Origin of the sequence: Rhizobium phaseoli (assembly GCF_010668805.1) — a bacterium.
In the GTDB taxonomy this organism is placed as follows: Bacteria; Pseudomonadota; Alphaproteobacteria; order Rhizobiales; family Rhizobiaceae; genus Rhizobium; species Rhizobium phaseoli_A.
The window spans coordinates 144,841-162,323 of sequence record NZ_WUFT01000015.1 but is presented as its reverse complement, the minus strand read 5'-3'; the positions used below and the strand labels follow the sequence as shown (position 1 = coordinate 162,323).

Sequence of the window (17,483 nt, the reverse complement as noted above, 5' to 3'; positions counted from 1 at the left end):
CATCTCGTAGCCGCCGGGCGCCTCCAGGCCGACGATCGTCGGCCTGGAGGCGCCCAGCCTGGCGATTAATTCCTCAAGGCCGGCGTGGTCGTTGCTGACCGCGAAGTGCTCGCCCGAAGGGTGCAGCGCCACATCCAAGCGGTCTTTGGAAACATCGATACCGACAACCACGCTCTCATTCATATCCATCTGATCCCATCCTTGCCTAAGCGGGCTTTGCTTTCGCAAGCGGCCCCGGCGACTGTTCGGGTTCAATGGAACGGCGGACGGAGACCCGTCCTTCGGACCCCCCACGGGCTTGGTGTCCCAAAGGTGCAACGGTCTTCCATCCGCCACCGCAATAGGCAGTACTACGCCAATAGCGGGTAAAGGGAAGTTACAAAGGTGGCGGCAGCCGGATGAGGGGGCCGCGCGGCACGCCACTTCAAAAAAGTTCTTCACAGCCCCGACGTCTGCTGCAATCTTCCGCGCGCCTCGATCATCGGGATCGCTTCGGAATAGCTGACGCAGGCGACGTCGGTGCGGTGGCAGACGTCGGCGACCAGACGGTCGAGGGCGCGCCAGTAGGCGCCGCCGTTCATCTCGACGAAGTGGAAGCCGAGCTGGAGGGGGATGCGGCCGCCGGCATATTGTTTTTCGAAAGCCTCTTTGAAGGCTGAATAGGCGCGCTCCTCGAAGGCCGCGCTGTCTGCGGTGTCTTCCTCGCCCTTCGAGTGCCGCACGAAGAGATTGTAGTCCATGCCGATGATCGGCTTCTCGCTCGGGCCCTCGGGGATCAGCGGCAGGCCGAAGCGGATGATGCCATCTTCCTCGACAGGCATGGCGGGGCCTTTGGTGACAAGGCTCGCATCGTAACTGAAACCCGCCTTCTTTTCGGCGGCGATCATGTCGGTGCCTGCCGTCGCTGAGAGGTAGGGCGCGCGAAAACCCTTGATGCCGTGATCGACCAGATTCTGCCAGCCGGCCGGCTCCTCGAGGCCGACGCTTGTCCAGGCATTTTTCAGGGTCGCGTGAAAGGCGGCATATTCGGCCGACCAGTCGGCCTCGCTCCAAAGACGGCCGTCGAAATGGCCGCAGGCATGGCTCGATATGTCGTGGCCTTCGAGATGGGCATGCCAGATATTGCCAAGGCGTTCGCGGATTTCGTCGTCGCTCTGGGCGAAGCCGACATTGGATTTTCCGCGTTTCTGGTGCGGCGCCTGGTAGGCCTTCTTCGCGTCCTCGTTCATCAGGAAGGTGCAGGAGAGGAAATAGGTGAAGTGGGCGTCGTTCTTCGCTGCCATCTCGCGGCTTTTCAGCCAGAGCGCATTGTCGTGGGCGCCGTCGAACGAGATGATGACCAGTTGTTTCGGCCGGTCAGCCGCTTCCGCTATGGCGGGGAGGAGGAAGGAGGCAGCCAGACAGGCGGAGAGCAGAGGACGAGACATGGGCACCCGCGACAATTTGTTCGCGGTTTACCTCCGATAGAATTGAGGCGAAGCTGCGGTCTCAACTGGTATTTTTTCCCGCCAGCCGGTAAGTCATGACAAACGGCACGGAAGGGACCCGCCATGACTTTGCTTATCGTCGGCATCTTACTTTTCCTCGGGGTGCATCTGGTGCGGGTGGTGGCCCCCGGCTTTCGCCGTTCGATGATCGCAAACCTCGGCGAGAAGGGCTGGCGGGCGGCCTATTCGATCGCGAGTCTGGCGACGCTGATCCTGTTGATCTACGGTTTCGGGCAGGCGCGTGAAGTAACCGGCATGCTTTATAATCCGCCGGTCTGGACGGCGCATATCGCGATCACGCTGATGCTGATCGCGATGATCTGTCTCGTCGCCTCGCTGCTGCCGGCGGGGCATATCGCCACCAAGACCAAACATCCGATGGTGCTGTCGGTGAAAATCTGGGCGCTGGCGCATCTGCTCGCCAATGGCGAGACCTCGTCGGTGCTGCTGTTTGCAGCCTTTCTCGCCTGGGGCGTCATCCTGCGCATCTCGCTGAAACGACGGCAGCGCGCGGGCGAGATCGTGCTCCGGCCGTTCGTGTCGGCCAAATACGATCTCTATGCGATCGTCATCGGCATCGTCGTCTGGGCGCTGATCATCTGGAAGCTGCACGAATGGCTGATCGGCGTTTCGCCGCTCTAAAGCGCGTCGCGGTTAACTTGATTCATGCGACGCGCTTTAGCTCTTTGTTTTTTATGCATGTCGTTATCCGGGAACCGCTGCACACTTCCCGGCGACATGCATTGGACGTAACGAATCTTTCATATCCCCCTTACAACCGCGGCAAAATGGGGTAGAAGGCCCGACAATGTGCATGTCATGAACATGCTATAGGTATTTCCGCGGCCGGAGACGAGAATGGCATTCAACGACGACAGCTTCATCCGTGAAGTCAATGAGGAATTGCGCTCCGACCAGATGAAGGGCGTCTGGCGCCGGTTCGGCCGCTATATCATCGTCGTCGCCATCCTGATCGTCGCCGGCACCGCCGGCAAGGTTCTCTATGAATATTGGGACGATACCCGCTCCTCGGGCGCCGGCGACCAGTTCCTGGCGGCGATGAAGCTTGCCGACGAGAACAAGAATGACGAGGCGCTGGCCGCGCTCGACAAGCTCGAAAAGGAAGGCCACGGCGCTTATCCGGTGCTGGCGCGCATGCGGGCCGCGACTGTCGAGGTGCAGAAGGGCGATACCGCCGCGGCGATCGCTTCCTTCAACGAGATCGGCAAGGACAATGGGGTTCCGGCCGCCGTGCGCGATGCCGCCAAAATGCGGGCCGGCTGGCTGCTGATCGAGAACGGCTCTTACGAACAGGTTTCGGCCGCGATCGAGGAAATGGCCGTCCCGGGCAATGCTTTCCGCCATTCGGCACGCGAAGCGCTCGGCCTTGCTTCCTATAAGGCCGCCAACATGGCGCAGGCGCGGCAGTGGTTCCAGTCGATCGTCGATGATACCGACAGCCCGCGCAATGTTGCCAATCGCGCCCACATGATGCTTGATCTCATTACCGCATCCGGCAAGGCACCCGCCGCGCAGGGCTGAGTTTTAAGGAAAAAGAATGAGTTTCACGGTCGCGATCGTCGGTCGTCCGAATGTCGGCAAGTCAACGCTTTTCAACCGCCTGGTGGGTAAGAAGCTGGCGCTTGTCGATGACACGCCGGGTGTGACCCGCGACCGCCGTCCGGGTGATGCGCGGCTGATGGGCCTGACCTTCACCATCATCGACACGGCCGGTCTGGAAGAGGCCGACGCGGAAAGCCTGCAGGGCCGGATGCGCGCCCAGACGGAAGCGGCGATCGACGAGGCGGATCTTTCGCTTTTCGTCGTCGACGCCAAGAGCGGCTTGACGCCCGTCGATACCGACCTTGCCGAAATGCTGCGCCGGCGCGGCAAGCCGGTGGTTCTCGTCGCCAACAAATCCGAGGCACGCGGCTCCGACAGTGGCTTTTATGACGCCTATGCCCTCGGGCTCGGCGAACCGACACCGATCTCGGCCGAACACGGCGAGGGCATGCTCGACCTGCGCGATGCGATCGTCGCGGCAATCGGCGAGGATCGGGCCTATCCCGCCGCCAAGGAGGATGCCGCCGTCACCGACGTCGACATTCCGCAGTCTGAAGAGGGCAGCGACGAGGACGAAGAGCCCGCCTATGACGACACCAAGCCGCTGCGGGTGGCGATCGTCGGCCGGCCGAATGCCGGCAAATCGACGCTGATCAATCGCTTTCTTGGCGAGGACCGGCTTTTGACCGGGCCGGAGGCAGGCATTACCCGCGATTCCATCTCGGTCGAATGGGACTGGCGCGGTCGCACCATCAAGATGTTCGATACGGCAGGCATGCGCCGCAAGGCACGGGTGATCGAGAAGCTGGAGAAGCTTTCCGTCGCCGACGCGTTGCGCGCCATCCGCTTCGCCGAGACGGTGGTGATCGTCTTCGATGCGACGATCCCCTTCGAGAAACAGGACCTGCAGATCGTCGACCTGGTGCTGCGCGAGGGCCGCGCGGCCGTTCTCGCTTTCAACAAGTGGGACATGATCGAGGACCGGCAGGCGGTGCTTGCGGACCTGCGCGAAAAGACCGACCGGCTGTTGCCGCAGGCGCGCGGCATCCGCGCGGTGCCAATCTCCGGCCAGACCGGCTGGGGGCTCGACAAGCTGATGCAGTCGATCATCGACACCGACAGGATCTGGAACAAGCGCATTTCGACGGCGAAGCTCAATCGCTGGCTGGAGACGCAGCAGATCCAGCATCCGCCACCGGCCGTTTCCGGCCGCCGCATCAAGTTGAAGTACATGACGCAGGTCAAGGCCCGCCCACCGGCCTTCATGATTTCCTGCACCCGCTCCGACGCGCTGCCGGAATCCTATACGCGTTATCTGATCAACGGGCTGCGTGCCGATTTCGACATGCCGAGCGTGCCGATCCGCATTCATTTCCGTTCGGCTGAGAATCCGTTCGAAGGCAAGAAGAGGCGGACGTAGGGTTATTTTGGGGCGCTGCTCGGGCTTGGGGCACCCCCCTCTGCCCTGCCGGGCATCTCCCCCACAAGGAGGGAGATCGACTGGCGGATAGGATCTCCCCAAACAATCGATGTTGAAGCGAGCGGGTCCGCCCAGCCGATCTCCCCACCTGTGGGGGAGATGCCCGGCAGGGCAGAGGGGGCGCCTCAGGCACGACCTATCTTGATCGTCCTGAACCTAAGCCGCGCTCTTATTCAGCGCCTCGAGCAGCGCTACGATCTCGGCCTGCAGCCGGTTGAGATTCGCTGCATCGGGGCCGCTCGCTGCCACGTTGCAGCCAGGAATGCCAGTCGCCTTTTCTTTCAGCCGCTTCCCCTGCTGCGCGTAGCGCAACAAGTAAGGGCGATTAGAGTTCTTTGTCTTCACGCAATTCCGGACGCAAAACCGTTTCACACTTTTGCTGGAATTGCTTTAGTCTGCGGAGGGGAGAGGCCCGGCGGTTTCGCCGGGCTTTCTGCTTCTAGGCAGCGACTTGGCAAATTGCCAGGCCTTCTTCCATTTCGGCGTGATCACGCCGTTGGCGGCGCGGATGTTGTTGATGAACTGCAGCGTCGCCGCTTCCCACGAATATTGCATGGCAAGCTCGCGCGCCTTGACGCGCGAAGCGGAGAGGGCGGCAAGGCAAGCGGTTTGCAGGTTCTGGTCGAGCGCGCCGACCGCGCTGTCCTCGCCGATGATATCGAGCGGGCCGGTGACGGGGTAGGCTGCGACCGGCACGCCCGATGCCAGCGCTTCGAGGATGGTGTTGCCGAAAGTGTCGGTGAGCGAGGGGAAGACGAAGACGTCGGCCTGGGCATAGGCTTTGGCCAGATCCTCGCCGAACATCACCCCGGTAAAGTGCACGTCGGGATACCGCTGCTCCAGCTCGGCGCGTGCCGGTCCGTCGCCCACGACAACCTTCGAACCGGGCAGGTCGAGATCGAGAAAGGCCGGCAGGTTCTTTTCCAGTGCCACGCGGCCGACCGTCATGAAGATCGGGCGAGGGAGGCCGAATGGCGCCTCCTCAAGCGGCATGGGGTGGAATTGCGTGGCGTCAATGCCACGGGTCCAGGGCATCAGGTTCTTGATGCCACGTGCCGAAAGTTCGCGAGCAAGGCTCGGGGTCGCGACCATGCAGCCGGCGCCGCCATTATGGAACCAGCGTACGAAGGCATAAAGCCAACTCTGCGGTATCGGCAGGCGGGCGGACACATATTCGGGAAAGCGCGTGTGATAGCTGGTGGAGAAGGGCATGCCCTTGCGCAGGCACCAGCGGCGGGCGGTCAGCCCCAGCGGTCCTTCGGTGGCGATATGCACATAGGAAGGATTGTGTTTTTCGATCTCGCGGGCGATGCGGCGGTAATTGGCGATCGACAGGCGGATCTCGGGATAGGTTGGGCAGGGGATGCTGTTGAAGCGCTCCGGTGTGACCATCGAAACCGCAACGCCCATCTTCGCCAATTCGCGATTGGTGTTCTCGATCGAGCGCACGACGCCGTTGACCTGTGGATGCCAGGCATCGGTGACGATCACCAGCCGTTCGGGCAGGTTGCCGGCGGCTGTAGCATTGGCCCAGCTCTCGCCATGATGAGTGTTTGCTGGACGTTGCAGCATGTCATGATTTCCATCCGCGTTGCCTCGATATGCCAACGCTTAGCCCCAAAAGCGGGGCTCCGGAACGGCGATTCCCGCCTGCCTATTTTGAGGCATGATCATGATGGAAATATTACAGCCGCATGCCAGCGTTTGCAGGCTTTTAGCGGCCGGATCGCCGCGAGTATGTCAGCGGTCGATCGCGGCTTCCGCGCGGAACGAATGACGGCGCCGGTCGTGGACCGGCGCCGTTTGGGAGGTTAAGCGGCAGCGGAAGCCGAGCTTGCAGTCGGCACTTCCGAAATCGTCTTCAGAACCTGCGAAGCGATCTGGTAGGGGCAGCCCTGCGAGTTCGGACGGCGGTCTTCCAGATAGCCCTTGTAATCGTTCTTGACGAAGGAGTGCGGGACGCGGATCGAAGCGCCGCGGTCGGCAACGCCGTAGGAGAACTTGTTCCACGGTGCCGTTTCGTGCTTGCCGGTCAGGCGCTTGTCGTTGTCAGGACCGTAGACGTCGATGTGGTCCATCAGGTTCGTTTCGAACTGCGCCATCAGCGCTTCGAAATAGGCCTTGCCGCCGACTTCGCGCATGAACTTGGTCGAGAAGTTGCAATGCATGCCCGAACCATTCCAGTCGGTATCGCCGAGCGGCTTGCAGTGATACTCGATGTCGATGCCGTACTTTTCAGTCAGGCGCTGCAGCAGGTAGCGAGCCATCCAGATCTGGTCGGCGGCTTTCTTGGAGCCCTTGCCGAAAATCTGGAATTCCCACTGGCCCTTGGCCACTTCGGCATTGATGCCTTCGTGGTTGATGCCGGCAGCGAGGCAGAGATCGAGATGTTCTTCGACGATTTCGCGGGCAACGTCGCCGACGTTCGAATAGCCGACGCCGGTGTAATATGGACCCTGCGGAGCCGGGTAGCCCTGCTCGGGGAAGCCAAGCGGACGGCCGTTCTGGTAGAAGAAATATTCCTGCTCGAAACCGAACCAGGCATCTTCATCGTCGAGAATGGTCGCGCGAGCGTTGCTCGAATGCGGTGTGACGCCATCGGGCATCATGACTTCGCACATGACGAGCGCGCCGTTGGTGCGGGCCGGGTCGGGATAGATGGCGACGGGCTTCAGCACGCAATCGGAACTGCGGCCTTCGGCCTGCATGGTCGACGAACCGTCGAAGCCCCAGAGCGGAAGCTGTTCCAGCGTCGGGAATACGTCGAATTCCTTGATCTGCGTCTTACCACGCAGGTTCGGTACCGGAGTGTACCCATCGAGCCAAATATACTCGAGCTTATATTTTGTCATCGTGACTCTCTCAATGCGACAAAGGTGAGCAAATCCGGAAGCGATTTCGGCGCGCAAGCACATCCGACCGCCAGGGGATGACACTTTAAAAGCACGTAGCGTGCCAGTTTGCCTGAGGGAGAAGAAAAAATCGCAAATCGGCAGACCAACATGCATTTTCTTTTGCCGAAACCACCCGGTTTTGACGGGGAAAGGCCGTATCAATCAGCAAGAAACCGAGTTTTTCGCTGCGGAACCGGATGAAAATTTCGGCGTTAGTTGAAGATGATGAAGTGTTGAACAAATAGGCGGACGCTCTCGGCACGGACAGCATATCGATCAATCATAATATAGCGATGCATATAAATTGTGCAATTTGCATAAACTATGGGCATCATGTTATGGTCGTGGCCTTGAATGTTGATGCGCCGAACTGAATGGAGGCGATCTCATGCCCACCGGTTTCCACCGTGAATCTGCAACGATCTACCAGTTTCCCGTCAAGCCGACGCGGACCGCCAACCGGTTCGAACGCGCCCGGCTGATGGAACGCGAGGCAGCTGACGTCTGCGACGCAGCGCTCGACAGCTGCTGGTACCATGACGAGGCGGTTCGCGAGACCGATCGGCCGACGAAGTCCTGATTTTTTATCCCCTCAACCCGGGGCAAAACGTTAACAGGCGAGCGCGCTTGCGCGCGGGCTCAGCCGCACTTCAATCCAAGCTTGTCCTTTGCCACCAGCGCGCCGTGTTCACTGACGACGCGGGCTGCAACGCCTGCGGCGAAGCCGGCTGCTGCGGTTGCGTCCTCTGTTTCAAGATAGTGTGCGAGGAAGGCGCCATTAAAGCTGTCGCCCGCGCTGGTGGTATCGACCACCTTCTCCACCTTTTCGGCCGGAACGAAGCTCTCTTCGCCGGCAAAATTCAGCCTGACGCCGTCCGCGCCGTTCTTGACGACGACGTTGGCAGCGCCGAGCCCGTGATAGCGGTGGATCGTCGCCTCGATGGAATCGTCACCGAAATGGGCGGCCTCGTCGTCGAAGCTCGGCATCACGAGAACGGAGGAGCGGGCGCCCTCGCTGATCGTCGCGTGCATGATGTCATAGCTCGACCACAGACGCGGGCGGATGTTCGGGTCGAACACCACCAGCTTGCCGGCGGCCTTGGCGCGGCGGATTTCTGCAAGCAGCGTCGCGGCATCCTCCTGCGGCAGGATGGCGAGGGTAATGCCGGAGAAGTAGACGACATCAGCACTCTCCACCGCTTCACGCAGGCGATCCGGGTCGGCTGCGAGGCTGCGGGCAGCCGAATTATCGCGCCAGTAGCTGAAGGAGCGCTCGCCGTTCTTCAGGTTGATCATATAGAGGCCGGGCGTCTTGCCCTTGATTCGGTGAATAAGGCTGGTGCCGATGCCTGCCTTGTCGATGAAGGCCGCCATCTCATCCGACATGGCGTCCTCGCCAAGGGCGGTGAAATAATCGACCGACCAGTCGGCTGCAAGGCAGGCGCGGGCATACCAGGCGGTGTTGAAAGTATCGCCGGCGAAGCCTTTGCGCAGCAGGCCGTCACCTGCCTGCGAGAGTTCCACCATGCATTCACCGATCGATAGAAACCGTCTGCTCACCTTGTCCTCCCGGCATTGCTCTTCATCGCTGATACGCGGAGCTGGGCAGAGTGACAAGCGCTGATATCGTTGGCGCTGATATCATTGGCGCCGATGTCGCGGGAGGTAAAAACCCGCCTTCGCGGACGAGGCGAAGGCAGGCATCGGCGAAGGCTCTTTATTCGTGGATGGTGTAGCTGCCCATCTGGCAAAGATCCTGCGTATCTTCGGTGGTGTCGAGGTTTGATCCTTCCTCGAACTCGAAGCGCATATCGTATTTGCAGACGGTGCGGCCATCGGCGATGGTAATATCCATGCTTTCGCCCGGATTGAGAACCTGATCGCCGAAGACGTCCTCCTCCCAGTTATCGACACCGGTCGGAGCGCTGTAGAAGCGCTGCAGGACGGAGTTCGTGCCGTTGGTCAGCTTGAATTTCAGATCTTCGGCCTGTGCCGAAACGGCGGAGGCGGCGATAATCGCGGCCGCAACCGCGATCAATCCTGATAGTTTCGATTTCATATATGCGTTCCCCAGCCCATGATTGGACGGGAAAAAAATAGCACGTGCGCAGATAAATCTTTCTTATCGGGGATTTTAGAACCCAAAATAAGTCCGCTTTCCACGCACTTCATCCCGAATTTGCGTGGCCGCTTAAGGCCTGTCCATATGATAACAGGCGGCCTTCTGACCGGGGCGAACCTCCTCGGTCGGCGGCATCTCGGTGCGACAGATATCGGTCGCTTTCCAGCAGCGCGGTGAGAAGACACAGCCTTTCGGCGGGTTGAGCGGCGAGGGCGGATCGCCCTGCAGGCGGATGCGGGTGCGCAGCCGCGCGAGCTTCGGATCCGGGATGGGTGCTGCGGAAAACAGCGCCTGCGTATAGGGATGGGCCGGATGATCGAAGACGGTGGCGCAATCTCCGGCTTCCACCACCCTGCCGAGATAGAGCACCAGCACATCGTCAGAGATCAGCCGCACGACCGAAAGGTCGTGGCTGATGAAGATCAGCGTCAGGCCGAATTCCTTGCGCAATTTGCGCAGAAGCGTGATGACCTGGCCCTGGATCGAAACGTCGAGGGCCGAAACCGGCTCGTCGCAGATGATGAGCTTCGGTTTGGTGATGACGGCGCGGGCAATGCCGATACGTTGCGCCTGACCGCCGGAGAATTCGTGCGGATAGCGGTTGATCATCTCCGGCACTAGGCCGACGGCGGTCATGATTTCGCGGACGCGTTCGGTGCGTCCGGCCTTCGAAAGCTTCGGCTCGAAGACGGTGAGCGGCTCGGCGATGATGTCGCCGACCGTCATGCGCGGGTCGAGCGAAGCGATCGGATCCTGGAAGATGATCTGCATGTCGCGGCGCGCGGCGCGCATTTCCTCTTCAGACAGGTCGAGAAGGTTGCGGCCTTGCCAGAGGATGCGGCCCTTCTGCGACTTCAGCAGCCGCAGGATGGAGCGGCCGAGCGTGGACTTGCCGCAGCCGGATTCGCCGACGATGCCGAGAGTGCGGCCTTCGGCGAGATCGAAGCTGACATTGTTGACGGCGGTGAGGAAGACCGGCGGCTTGAACAGGCCCTTCGCCGGCAATTCGAACTGGGTCGTCAGGTTCTCGACCCGCAGAAGCGATCGGTCAGCCATGGTTCAGCAACTCCTCGCGACGCGGGAACGGGTGGTAGCAGGCGGCGCAGTGGCGCGGTGCCAGTGTTTCGAGTGGCGGCGGAAGGTCGATGCAATCGTCCTGGACCTGCGAACAGCGCGGCGAGAAATTGCAGCCCTTCGGCAGGTGCTGCAGGTTCGGCGGGCGCCCAGGGATAACGACGAGATCGTCGACATCCTGGTCCGGCCGCGGGATCGAGGCATGCAGCGCAGCCGTATAGGGATGGGCTGGGTTGTCGAAGAGTTCGTCGACGGGCGCCTCCTCGACGATGCGGCCGGCATACATGACTGCGACACGGTCGGCGAGGCCGGCGACGACGCCGAGATCGTGGGTGATCATGATGAGGGCCGTGTTCATCTCCGCCGTCAGATCGTTGAACAGATCGAGGATCTGCGCCTGGATGGTGACGTCGAGCGCCGTCGTCGGTTCGTCGGCGATCAGCAGCTTCGGTTTGGTCAGCAGCGCCATGGCAATGACGATGCGCTGGCGCATGCCGCCGGAAAGCTCATGCGGATAGAGGTGGAAGCGCCGCGTCGGGTCGGGGATGCCGACGCGTTTCAGCATGTCGAGGGCCGCCTCGGATGCAGCTCGCGCCGTCAGGCCGCGGTGGACCTCGAGCTGTTCCGTCAGCTGCCGGGAGATCTTCAGCGACGGGTTCAAGGCGGTCATCGGGTCCTGGAAAACCATCGCCATGTCCTTGCCGCGGATCTGGTCGAGCGCGCGCGGCCTCAGCGACAGTACGTCCTTGCCTTCGAGCAAGGCTTGGCCCGTCGTCCTGCCGTTCTTGGCGAGCAGGCCCATGATGCCGAGGAAGGTCTGGCTCTTGCCGGAACCGGATTCGCCGACGATGGCGATGCGCTCGCCGCGCCGGACGGTGAGGTTGATGTTCGAGACCGCCTTCACCTCGCCGTCGGGCGTTTTGAAGGTGATCGAATAGTCCTTGAGTTCAAGGAGTATTTCTTTCTGCGTTTCATGGGGCATTCTAGCGATCCTTCGGGTCGAACGCGTCGCGCAGGCCGTCGCCGATGAAGAGCAGGCTGAGCAGCAGTGCCACGAGGAAGCTTGCCGGGAAGATCAGCAGCCACGGCATGCTTTCCATGGCATCGCTCCCCTCGGCGATCAGCGTGCCGAGCGAGGTCAGCGGTTCCTGGACGCCGAAGCCGAGATAGGAAAGAAAGCTTTCGGTGGCGATGATTTCAGGCACGGTCAGTGCTGCGAAGATCACTACGGGTCCGACGAGGTTCGGAATGATGTGCTTGAGGATGATCTTGAGCGGCCTCTGCCCGGAGGCACGGGCCGCCTCGATGAATTCCCGGTGCTTGATCGACAGGGTCTGGCCACGCACGATGCGGGCCATGGTCAGCCATTCCAACGCGCCGATCGCGGCGAAAAGCAGATAGACGTTGCGGCCGAAGATCACCATCAGCAGGATGACGAAGAGGATGTAGGGGAATGCGTACATGATGTCGACGAAGCGCATCATGATCGCGTCCAGCCTGCCGCCAATATAGCCCGAAATCGCACCGTAGAGCACGCCGATGACGACCGAGACGACGGTCGCCGTCAACGCCACCGCAAGCGAGATGCGGGTGCCGTAAAGCACGCGGGCGAGAAGGTCGCGACCGTTCGGGTCGGTGCCGAAATAATGGCCGGTCTCGATCGAGGGCGGGATGCGGAAGGCGGCCCAATCAGGATCCTCGTAATTGAAGGGAATGAACCAGGGGCCGAGGAAGGCGGCGAGGATCAGTAGCGCCAGGACCACGATCGACAGGACGGCCGCCTTGTTGCGCCCGAGACGGCGCAGTGCATCCCTGGTGAGCGAACGGCCTTCGGGTGCCAGGCCCTCGGCTTCCAGCAGCTCCTGGGCGAGCAGTTCGCGTTTTGCGGGGTTGAGAATCATCGGTTTCTCACTTTCGGGTCGAGCCAGGCATAGGCGATATCGACCAGAAGGTTCAGGAACACGATCAGCACCATGTAGAAGATGACCGTGCCGAGAACCATGCCGTAATCGCGGTTCAGCGCTGCGTTGACGAAGTAGCGGCCGATGCCGGGCAATCCGAAGATGCTTTCAACAACGAGCGAACCAGTGAGAAGATAGCTTGCCGCCGGCCCAAGATAGGAGACGACAGGCATCAGCGCCGGTTTCAGCGCATGACGCATTACCGTCAGCCGCGGGCCGATGCCCTTGGCCTTGGCTGTTCGGATGAAGTTCTGGTTCATCACCTCGATCATCGAGCCACGGGTGATGCGCGAGATGCGACCTGCATGCGGCAGGGCCAGAACGACGATCGGCAGGATCAGGTATTTGATCGAGCCATCACCCCAGCCGCCGACCGGAAACCAGGCGAGATGGATGCCGAAGACAAGCTGCAGGATCGGCGCGATCAGGAAGTTCGGCAACACGACGCCGACCAGGATGAGGCTGCCCAGAATGTAATCCGGCGTCTTGTTCTGGTAGAGCGCCCCAAGACAGCCAACGGCGACGCCGATGATGATGGCAAGCAGGAAGGCGGCCGTGCCGATGGTGAAGGTGTAGGGCAGACCGATCATGATCTGCTGGGCGACGGTAAAATCCTCACTCGCAAAGGAGGGGCCGAGATCGCCCCGGAGCAGGTCACCGACATAGATCAGGTACTGCTGGATCAGCGGCTTATCGAGATTGTAGTGGATCGCGAGGTTCTTCAGGATCACCGGCGGCAATGGCCTTTCGCCATCGAACGGGCCGCCGGGGGCGAGGCGCAAAACGAAAAAGCAGGCTGTGACGGCGATCCACAAAACGGGGATCGTCGAAAGCAATCGACGGAGGGCGTATTTGATCATGATCGTGGGCCGGTCCTTCCCGCAACGAGCGGGAAGGACCGTTTTCCCTTACTCTTTCATCGACAGCCAACGGGTGCGGTGGATGTCCTGGATGTTGTCGACGAAGCCTTCGATCTTCGGGGAAACGACGTTCTTCGAAACGTAGTAGTAGATCGGCAGGGCGGCGGAATCATCCAGCGCCAGCTGCTCGGCCTTCTTGAAGATTTCGGCGCGCTTCTTCAGATCCGTCTCGGCGTTGCCGTCCTTGATCAACTTGTCGTACTCGGGATTGGACCAGCGCCCGTAGTTCATCTGGACGCCGGTGACCAGGAGGTTCAGGAAATTGTCCGGATCGTTGTAATCGGCGAGCCAGCCGGCGCGGCCGATCTGCACTTCGCCGCGCTGCAACTGGTCATAGTGCACCTTGGTCTCGGCATTGACGAGTTCGACATTGACGCCGAGCGGCTTCCACATCGAGGCGATCGCCACGGCGATGCGCTTGTGATTGTCGTTGGTGTTGTATTTGAGCTCGGCAGTCAGCGGATGATCCGGACCGAAACCGGCTTCCTTCAGCAGCTTCTTGGCTTCTTCGACCTTGTCCTTGTAGGGAAGATCCTTCCAGGAGACGTAGGCCGGTTCGCCATAGTTTGCCGTGCCCGGCGGGACCCAGGAATAGGCCGGCAGTTCGCCGGTGCCGAGAATTTGCGGGCCGATGACTTCGCGGTTGATCGCCATGGAGAGAGCCTGGCGCACGCGCTTGTCGGCGAAGGGCGGTTTGGTCGAATTGATGACATAGTAGTAGAGGCCGGAAAAGGGAGCCACATGCGCCTGGCCAGGCAGGTTCTTCTTCATCCACTCGTACTGGTCGGTCGGGAAGTCGGTGAGGATATCGAATTCGCCGGCGCGGTAGCGTTTCAGCGCGGCTTCCTGATCCTCAAGCACGAAGAACTTCGCGCCGTCGATCTTCAGATCCTTGGCGCCGTACCACTGGTCGTTCTTGACCGTGGTGACATGCGAGCCCGGAACCCATTCGACCGGCTTGTAAGGACCGTTGGTGACGATGTTGCCGATCTTGACCCAATCCTGGCCCTTCGCTTCGACGACGTGCTTGGGCAGTGGATAGGCGGTGTAATGCATCAGGGCATTGAGGAAATAGGGTGTCGGGTTTTCGAGGGTGATTTCGAGGGTCTTGTCGTCGATCGCCTTGACGCCGAGCTGGTTGAGGTCGGTGATCTCACCCTTGTTGATCTTTTCGGCATTCTTGATGGTGAACTGCAGATAGGCATAGTCGGCGGCGTTCTTCGGGTCGACGAGGCGCTGGAAGGCGAAGACGAAGTCTCCCGCCGTTACCGGCTGGCCATCGGACCACTTGATGCCGTCGCGAAGCTTGAAGGTGTAAACCTTGCCGTCAGGCGAAATCGTCCAGCTTTCTGCCTGGCCGGGGACCGGATTATCCTTGGCGTCCTCGGTGACGAGGCCTTCGAAGATGTCGCCGGCGATACGATTTTCCCAGTCGCCGGAAAGCTTCTGCGGATCGAGCGACTGCGGGTCGCCACCATTGTGAATATTCAGCGTTGCCGCTTGCGCCGAAAACGCCAGCAATGTGCCAAGCATTGCGGAGGCGAGAAATTTTTTCGTGAACTGGTTCATGGTGGGTCCACCTTTCAAGGCTTTGCGCCTTTATTAGACATCTGTTCCCGACATTTGACCTCTTACGTGCAGGTCAGCGCGCACCTTATCGCAAAGGAATCGCGTTGCAACCCCAAATCCGGAAGCTGGAAACGGGTTGTGGACAAGCCTATATACGTCTCCCCCTTGTCGGATCGCGACGACCCGCCGCTGCCTCCTAACCGTCTCCGTTAAGGCCGCACCCTAGTTGTCTTTTGCCCCGTCCGCTTTAGTGTGGCGGCGCAGACGAGGCAGGAGATGTAGTCGATGGCATTGCAGGCAGGCGGGAATGCGGACTGGTGGCGCGGCGCGGTGATCTATCAGGTTTATCCGCGCTCGTTTCAGGACACCAACAGCGACGGGCTCGGCGACCTCAAGGGAATCACCCGCCGGCTGCCGCATATCGCCAGTCTCGGTGTCGACGCCATCTGGCTTTCGCCCTTCTTCAAGTCGCCGATGGCCGACATGGGCTACGACGTTTCCGATTATTGCGACGTCGACCCGATCTTCGGGACGCTCGCCGATTTCGACGAGATGATGGTGGAGGCGCACAGGCTCGGCATCAAGGTCGTCATCGACCAGGTGATCTCGCATACCTCGGACCGGCACCCCTGGTTCGTCGAGAGCCGGACGAGCCGAACCAATGAGAAGGCGGACTGGTATGTCTGGGCCGATCCGAAGCCGGATGGCACGGCGCCGAACAATTGGCTGTCGATCTTCGGCGGGCCGGGCTGGGAGTGGGACGGCGTGCGCCGGCAATATTACCAGCACAATTTCCTGACCTCGCAGCCGGACCTGAATTTCCACAGCACGGCGGTGCAGGATGCTGTGCTGGAGACGGTGAAGTTCTGGCTCGACCGCGGCGTCGACGGTTTCCGGCTGGACACGGTCAACTATTATTTCTGCGACAAGCAGCTCAGAAGCAATCCGCCGCACGAGCCTGATGAGGGCGACGCAGGTCTCGATGCGCCAGACAGCAATCCCTATGGAATGCAGAATCACCTCTATGACAAGACGCAACCGGAAAACGTCGATTTCCTAAAGCGCTTCCGGGTGCTGCTCGACCAGTACGAGGATCGCACGACCGTTGGCGAAGTCGGCGACGGCGGGCGTTCGCTGAAGACGGTGGCCGCCTATACCAGCGGCGGCGATAAGCTGCATATGTGCTACACATTCGACCTCTTGGGGCCGGATTTCACCGCCGAGCATATTCGCGGCTGCGTTGAAGCTTTCCAGAAGTCGGTGACCGACGGCTGGGTCTGCTGGGCTTTTTCAAACCACGACGTCATGCGCCATGTCAGCCGTTTTGCGCTGACGGCCGATGAGCGGCCCGTCATCGCCAAGCTGGCGATCTCCGTGCTTGCAGCGCTGCGCGGCTCGATCTGCCTCTATCAGGGCGAGGAGCTCGGTCTGCCGGAGGCCGAGCTCGCCTTCGAGGATCTGCGCGATCCCTACGGCATCCGCTTCTGGCCGGCCTTCAAGGGCCGCGACGGATGCCGCACACCGATGCCCTGGGAGGCGGGCAAGGCGCATGCCGGCTTCACATCGGCTGAGAAGAGCTGGTTGCCGGTCCCCTACGAACAGGCGGCACTTTCCGTGGATACGCAGGAGGGCAGCGGCAGCTCGGTGCTGCATCACTACCGCAGGACGCTCGCATTCCGGAAGAGCCATGCCGCGCTGATCGACGGCGAGATGACCTTCATCGGCACCAACCAGGACCTTCTCGCCTTCACCCGCGAGAAGGAGGGCGAAAGATTGCTTTTCGTTTTCAACCTGACGCGCGAACCGGCGGAATTCCGCCTGCCTGAAGGCGTGGTGCTCGGGGAACGGCTTGAGCTGCCGGGCTTTGACGCGGTGGCCGGTTCGGGGCTGGTGAAGCTTGCGGCGCTGGACGGGTTCTGTGCGCGGGTTTGACGGCCGGAGATCGATGACCTGATGGCGGAAATGGCTGCGTTGGCCGAGGCGGTGGATGTGCATTTCCGCTGGCGGCCCCAACTGTCGGATCCGCAGGACGGTACTCGAGGCGGCGGTGAATGGACGTGCGGATGCGCTTGTGACGTGCAATATCCGGGATTTCGAAGCAGTGAAGGACCGGTTCGGGCTCCGGGTCATTCGTCCCTCGGAGTTGCTGGAGGAAATCAGGAAATGAGCACGAACACCTATCCGCTCAAGCTTCCAAGCTCAATCAAGGCGGCTGCTGCCCGCCTTGCGAGGGAAGACGGCGTGTCTCTCAATCAGTGGATCGCATCGGCGGTCGCGCAAAAAGTCGGTGCCGTCGAAACTGCCGAGGAATTTCTCAAGAGACGGGCCGGCGGCGCGACTGGTGATGGTTTTTTGGAGCTGCTCGACAAGGTGCCGGATGCAGAACCCGCCGAGCATGATGAATTACCGGAAG

16 protein-coding genes and 2 pseudogenes are annotated in these 17,483 nt (G+C 61.0%); 5 read left to right on the top strand and 13 right to left on the bottom strand.

The window, feature by feature from the left end; all coding sequences use genetic code 11:
• Together GR197_RS22900 and GR197_RS22895 are read right to left on the bottom strand one after the other, a co-directional pair.
• A pseudogene (locus tag GR197_RS22900) lies at positions 1-183 on the bottom strand (IS110 family transposase); the annotation flags it as partial.
• Positions 184-437: 254 nt separating this feature from the next.
• Positions 438-1,427 carry a polysaccharide deacetylase gene (locus GR197_RS22895; RefSeq protein WP_164013713.1) on the bottom strand — a complete coding sequence of 330 codons (990 nt, stop codon included), beginning with the start codon at positions 1,425-1,427 and terminating at the stop codon, positions 438-440.
• 123 nt (positions 1,428-1,550) lie between these two features.
• Between GR197_RS22895 and GR197_RS22890 the strand changes: the two genes are divergently transcribed.
• From GR197_RS22890 to der, 3 genes are all read left to right on the top strand, one after another.
• Positions 1,551-2,129 (top strand): NnrU family protein, encoded by a 579-nt coding sequence (locus GR197_RS22890; protein WP_164013711.1) that lies wholly within the window; start codon positions 1,551-1,553, stop codon positions 2,127-2,129.
• A gap of 216 nt (positions 2,130-2,345) precedes the next feature.
• Entirely contained in the window at positions 2,346-3,029 is a 684-nt protein-coding gene (locus tag GR197_RS22885) for a tetratricopeptide repeat protein (protein WP_164013708.1), read from the top strand.
• A 16-nt stretch (positions 3,030-3,045) separates the two neighbouring features.
• Complete coding sequence (gene der / locus GR197_RS22880) at positions 3,046-4,470, top strand: ribosome biogenesis GTPase Der (RefSeq protein WP_164013706.1); 1,425 nt, start codon at positions 3,046-3,048, stop codon at positions 4,468-4,470.
• 216 nt (positions 4,471-4,686) lie between these two features.
• On the opposite strand, the pseudogene GR197_RS22875 reads toward der, so the two are convergent.
• From GR197_RS22875 to GR197_RS22865, 3 genes and pseudogenes are all read right to left on the bottom strand, one after another.
• Positions 4,687-4,824, bottom strand: a pseudogene (locus GR197_RS22875) (MarR family transcriptional regulator); the annotation flags it as partial.
• A 96-nt stretch (positions 4,825-4,920) separates the two neighbouring features.
• The gene (locus GR197_RS22870) at positions 4,921-6,102 is read right to left on the bottom strand and encodes a glycosyltransferase family 4 protein (RefSeq protein ID WP_164013704.1); all 1,182 of its coding nucleotides are present in this window, start codon (positions 6,100-6,102) and stop codon (positions 4,921-4,923) included.
• Positions 6,103-6,341: 239 nt separating this feature from the next.
• Positions 6,342-7,382: a glutamine synthetase beta-grasp domain-containing protein gene (locus GR197_RS22865; protein ID WP_164013702.1), complete on the bottom strand. Its 1,041-nt coding sequence runs from the start codon at positions 7,380-7,382 to the stop codon at positions 6,342-6,344.
• A gap of 430 nt (positions 7,383-7,812) precedes the next feature.
• Here GR197_RS22865 and gstI point away from each other — a divergent pair, with 430 nt between their 5' ends.
• On the top strand, positions 7,813-8,004 hold the full coding sequence (gene gstI / locus GR197_RS22860) for a glutamine synthetase translation inhibitor GstI (RefSeq protein WP_164013700.1): 192 nt from the start codon (positions 7,813-7,815) through the stop codon (positions 8,002-8,004).
• Positions 8,005-8,063: 59 nt separating this feature from the next.
• Here gstI and GR197_RS22855 read toward each other — a convergent pair whose 3' ends face one another.
• From GR197_RS22855 to GR197_RS22825, 7 genes are all read right to left on the bottom strand, one after another.
• Positions 8,064-8,984, bottom strand: coding sequence for a PfkB family carbohydrate kinase (locus GR197_RS22855; protein WP_164013698.1), 921 nt, complete (start codon positions 8,982-8,984; stop codon positions 8,064-8,066).
• 157 nt (positions 8,985-9,141) lie between these two features.
• Positions 9,142-9,483, bottom strand: a complete 342-nt coding sequence (locus GR197_RS22850; RefSeq protein ID WP_164013696.1) for a hypothetical protein — start codon at positions 9,481-9,483, stop codon at positions 9,142-9,144.
• Positions 9,484-9,615: 132 nt separating this feature from the next.
• Positions 9,616-10,602: an ABC transporter ATP-binding protein gene (locus tag GR197_RS22845; protein WP_164013694.1), complete on the bottom strand. Its 987-nt coding sequence runs from the start codon at positions 10,600-10,602 to the stop codon at positions 9,616-9,618.
• Positions 10,595-11,602 (bottom strand): ABC transporter ATP-binding protein, encoded by a 1,008-nt coding sequence (locus GR197_RS22840; RefSeq protein ID WP_164013692.1) that lies wholly within the window; start codon positions 11,600-11,602, stop codon positions 10,595-10,597. Before GR197_RS22840 ends, GR197_RS22845 begins: the two co-directional genes overlap by 8 nt.
• Before the next feature lies 1 nt (position 11,603).
• The gene (locus GR197_RS22835; RefSeq protein ID WP_164013690.1) at positions 11,604-12,521 is read right to left on the bottom strand and encodes an ABC transporter permease; all 918 of its coding nucleotides are present in this window, start codon (positions 12,519-12,521) and stop codon (positions 11,604-11,606) included.
• The gene (locus GR197_RS22830; RefSeq protein ID WP_164013688.1) at positions 12,518-13,441 is read right to left on the bottom strand and encodes an ABC transporter permease subunit; all 924 of its coding nucleotides are present in this window, start codon (positions 13,439-13,441) and stop codon (positions 12,518-12,520) included. Before GR197_RS22830 ends, GR197_RS22835 begins: the two co-directional genes overlap by 4 nt.
• A gap of 48 nt (positions 13,442-13,489) precedes the next feature.
• On the bottom strand, positions 13,490-15,070 hold the full coding sequence (locus tag GR197_RS22825) for a peptide ABC transporter substrate-binding protein (protein WP_164013686.1): 1,581 nt from the start codon (positions 15,068-15,070) through the stop codon (positions 13,490-13,492).
• A gap of 285 nt (positions 15,071-15,355) precedes the next feature.
• Here GR197_RS22825 and GR197_RS22820 point away from each other — a divergent pair, with 285 nt between their 5' ends.
• Positions 15,356-17,002 carry an alpha-glucosidase family protein gene (locus tag GR197_RS22820; RefSeq protein WP_164013685.1) on the top strand — a complete coding sequence of 549 codons (1,647 nt, stop codon included), beginning with the start codon at positions 15,356-15,358 and terminating at the stop codon, positions 17,000-17,002.
• Positions 17,003-17,269: 267 nt separating this feature from the next.
• On the opposite strand, the gene GR197_RS22815 is transcribed toward GR197_RS22820, so the two are convergent.
• Positions 17,270-17,467, bottom strand: coding sequence for a hypothetical protein (locus GR197_RS22815; protein WP_164013683.1), 198 nt, complete (start codon positions 17,465-17,467; stop codon positions 17,270-17,272).
• Positions 17,468-17,483 lie beyond the last annotated feature (16 nt).

Coding starts and splice junctions, on each gene's coding strand:
- GR197_RS22850 (WP_164013696.1), bottom strand. CDS start 9,483: ATGAAATCGAAACTATCAGGATTGATCGCGGTTGCGGCCGCGATTATC.
- GR197_RS22820 (WP_164013685.1), top strand. CDS start 15,356: ATGGCATTGCAGGCAGGCGGGAATGCGGACTGGTGGCGCGGCGCGGTG.
- der (WP_164013706.1), top strand. CDS start 3,046: ATGAGTTTCACGGTCGCGATCGTCGGTCGTCCGAATGTCGGCAAGTCA.
- GR197_RS22815 (WP_164013683.1), bottom strand. CDS start 17,467: ATGCTCGGCGGGTTCTGCATCCGGCACCTTGTCGAGCAGCTCCAAAAA.
- gstI (WP_164013700.1), top strand. CDS start 7,813: ATGCCCACCGGTTTCCACCGTGAATCTGCAACGATCTACCAGTTTCCC.
- GR197_RS22885 (WP_164013708.1), top strand. CDS start 2,346: ATGGCATTCAACGACGACAGCTTCATCCGTGAAGTCAATGAGGAATTG.
- GR197_RS22895 (WP_164013713.1), bottom strand. CDS start 1,427: ATGTCTCGTCCTCTGCTCTCCGCCTGTCTGGCTGCCTCCTTCCTCCTC.
- GR197_RS22830 (WP_164013688.1), bottom strand. CDS start 13,441: ATGATCAAATACGCCCTCCGTCGATTGCTTTCGACGATCCCCGTTTTG.
- GR197_RS22870 (WP_164013704.1), bottom strand. CDS start 6,102: ATGCTGCAACGTCCAGCAAACACTCATCATGGCGAGAGCTGGGCCAAT.
- GR197_RS22865 (WP_164013702.1), bottom strand. CDS start 7,382: ATGACAAAATATAAGCTCGAGTATATTTGGCTCGATGGGTACACTCCG.
- GR197_RS22835 (WP_164013690.1), bottom strand. CDS start 12,521: ATGATTCTCAACCCCGCAAAACGCGAACTGCTCGCCCAGGAGCTGCTG.
- GR197_RS22840 (WP_164013692.1), bottom strand. CDS start 11,602: ATGCCCCATGAAACGCAGAAAGAAATACTCCTTGAACTCAAGGACTAT.
- GR197_RS22825 (WP_164013686.1), bottom strand. CDS start 15,070: ATGAACCAGTTCACGAAAAAATTTCTCGCCTCCGCAATGCTTGGCACA.
- GR197_RS22845 (WP_164013694.1), bottom strand. CDS start 10,602: ATGGCTGACCGATCGCTTCTGCGGGTCGAGAACCTGACGACCCAGTTC.
- GR197_RS22890 (WP_164013711.1), top strand. CDS start 1,551: ATGACTTTGCTTATCGTCGGCATCTTACTTTTCCTCGGGGTGCATCTG.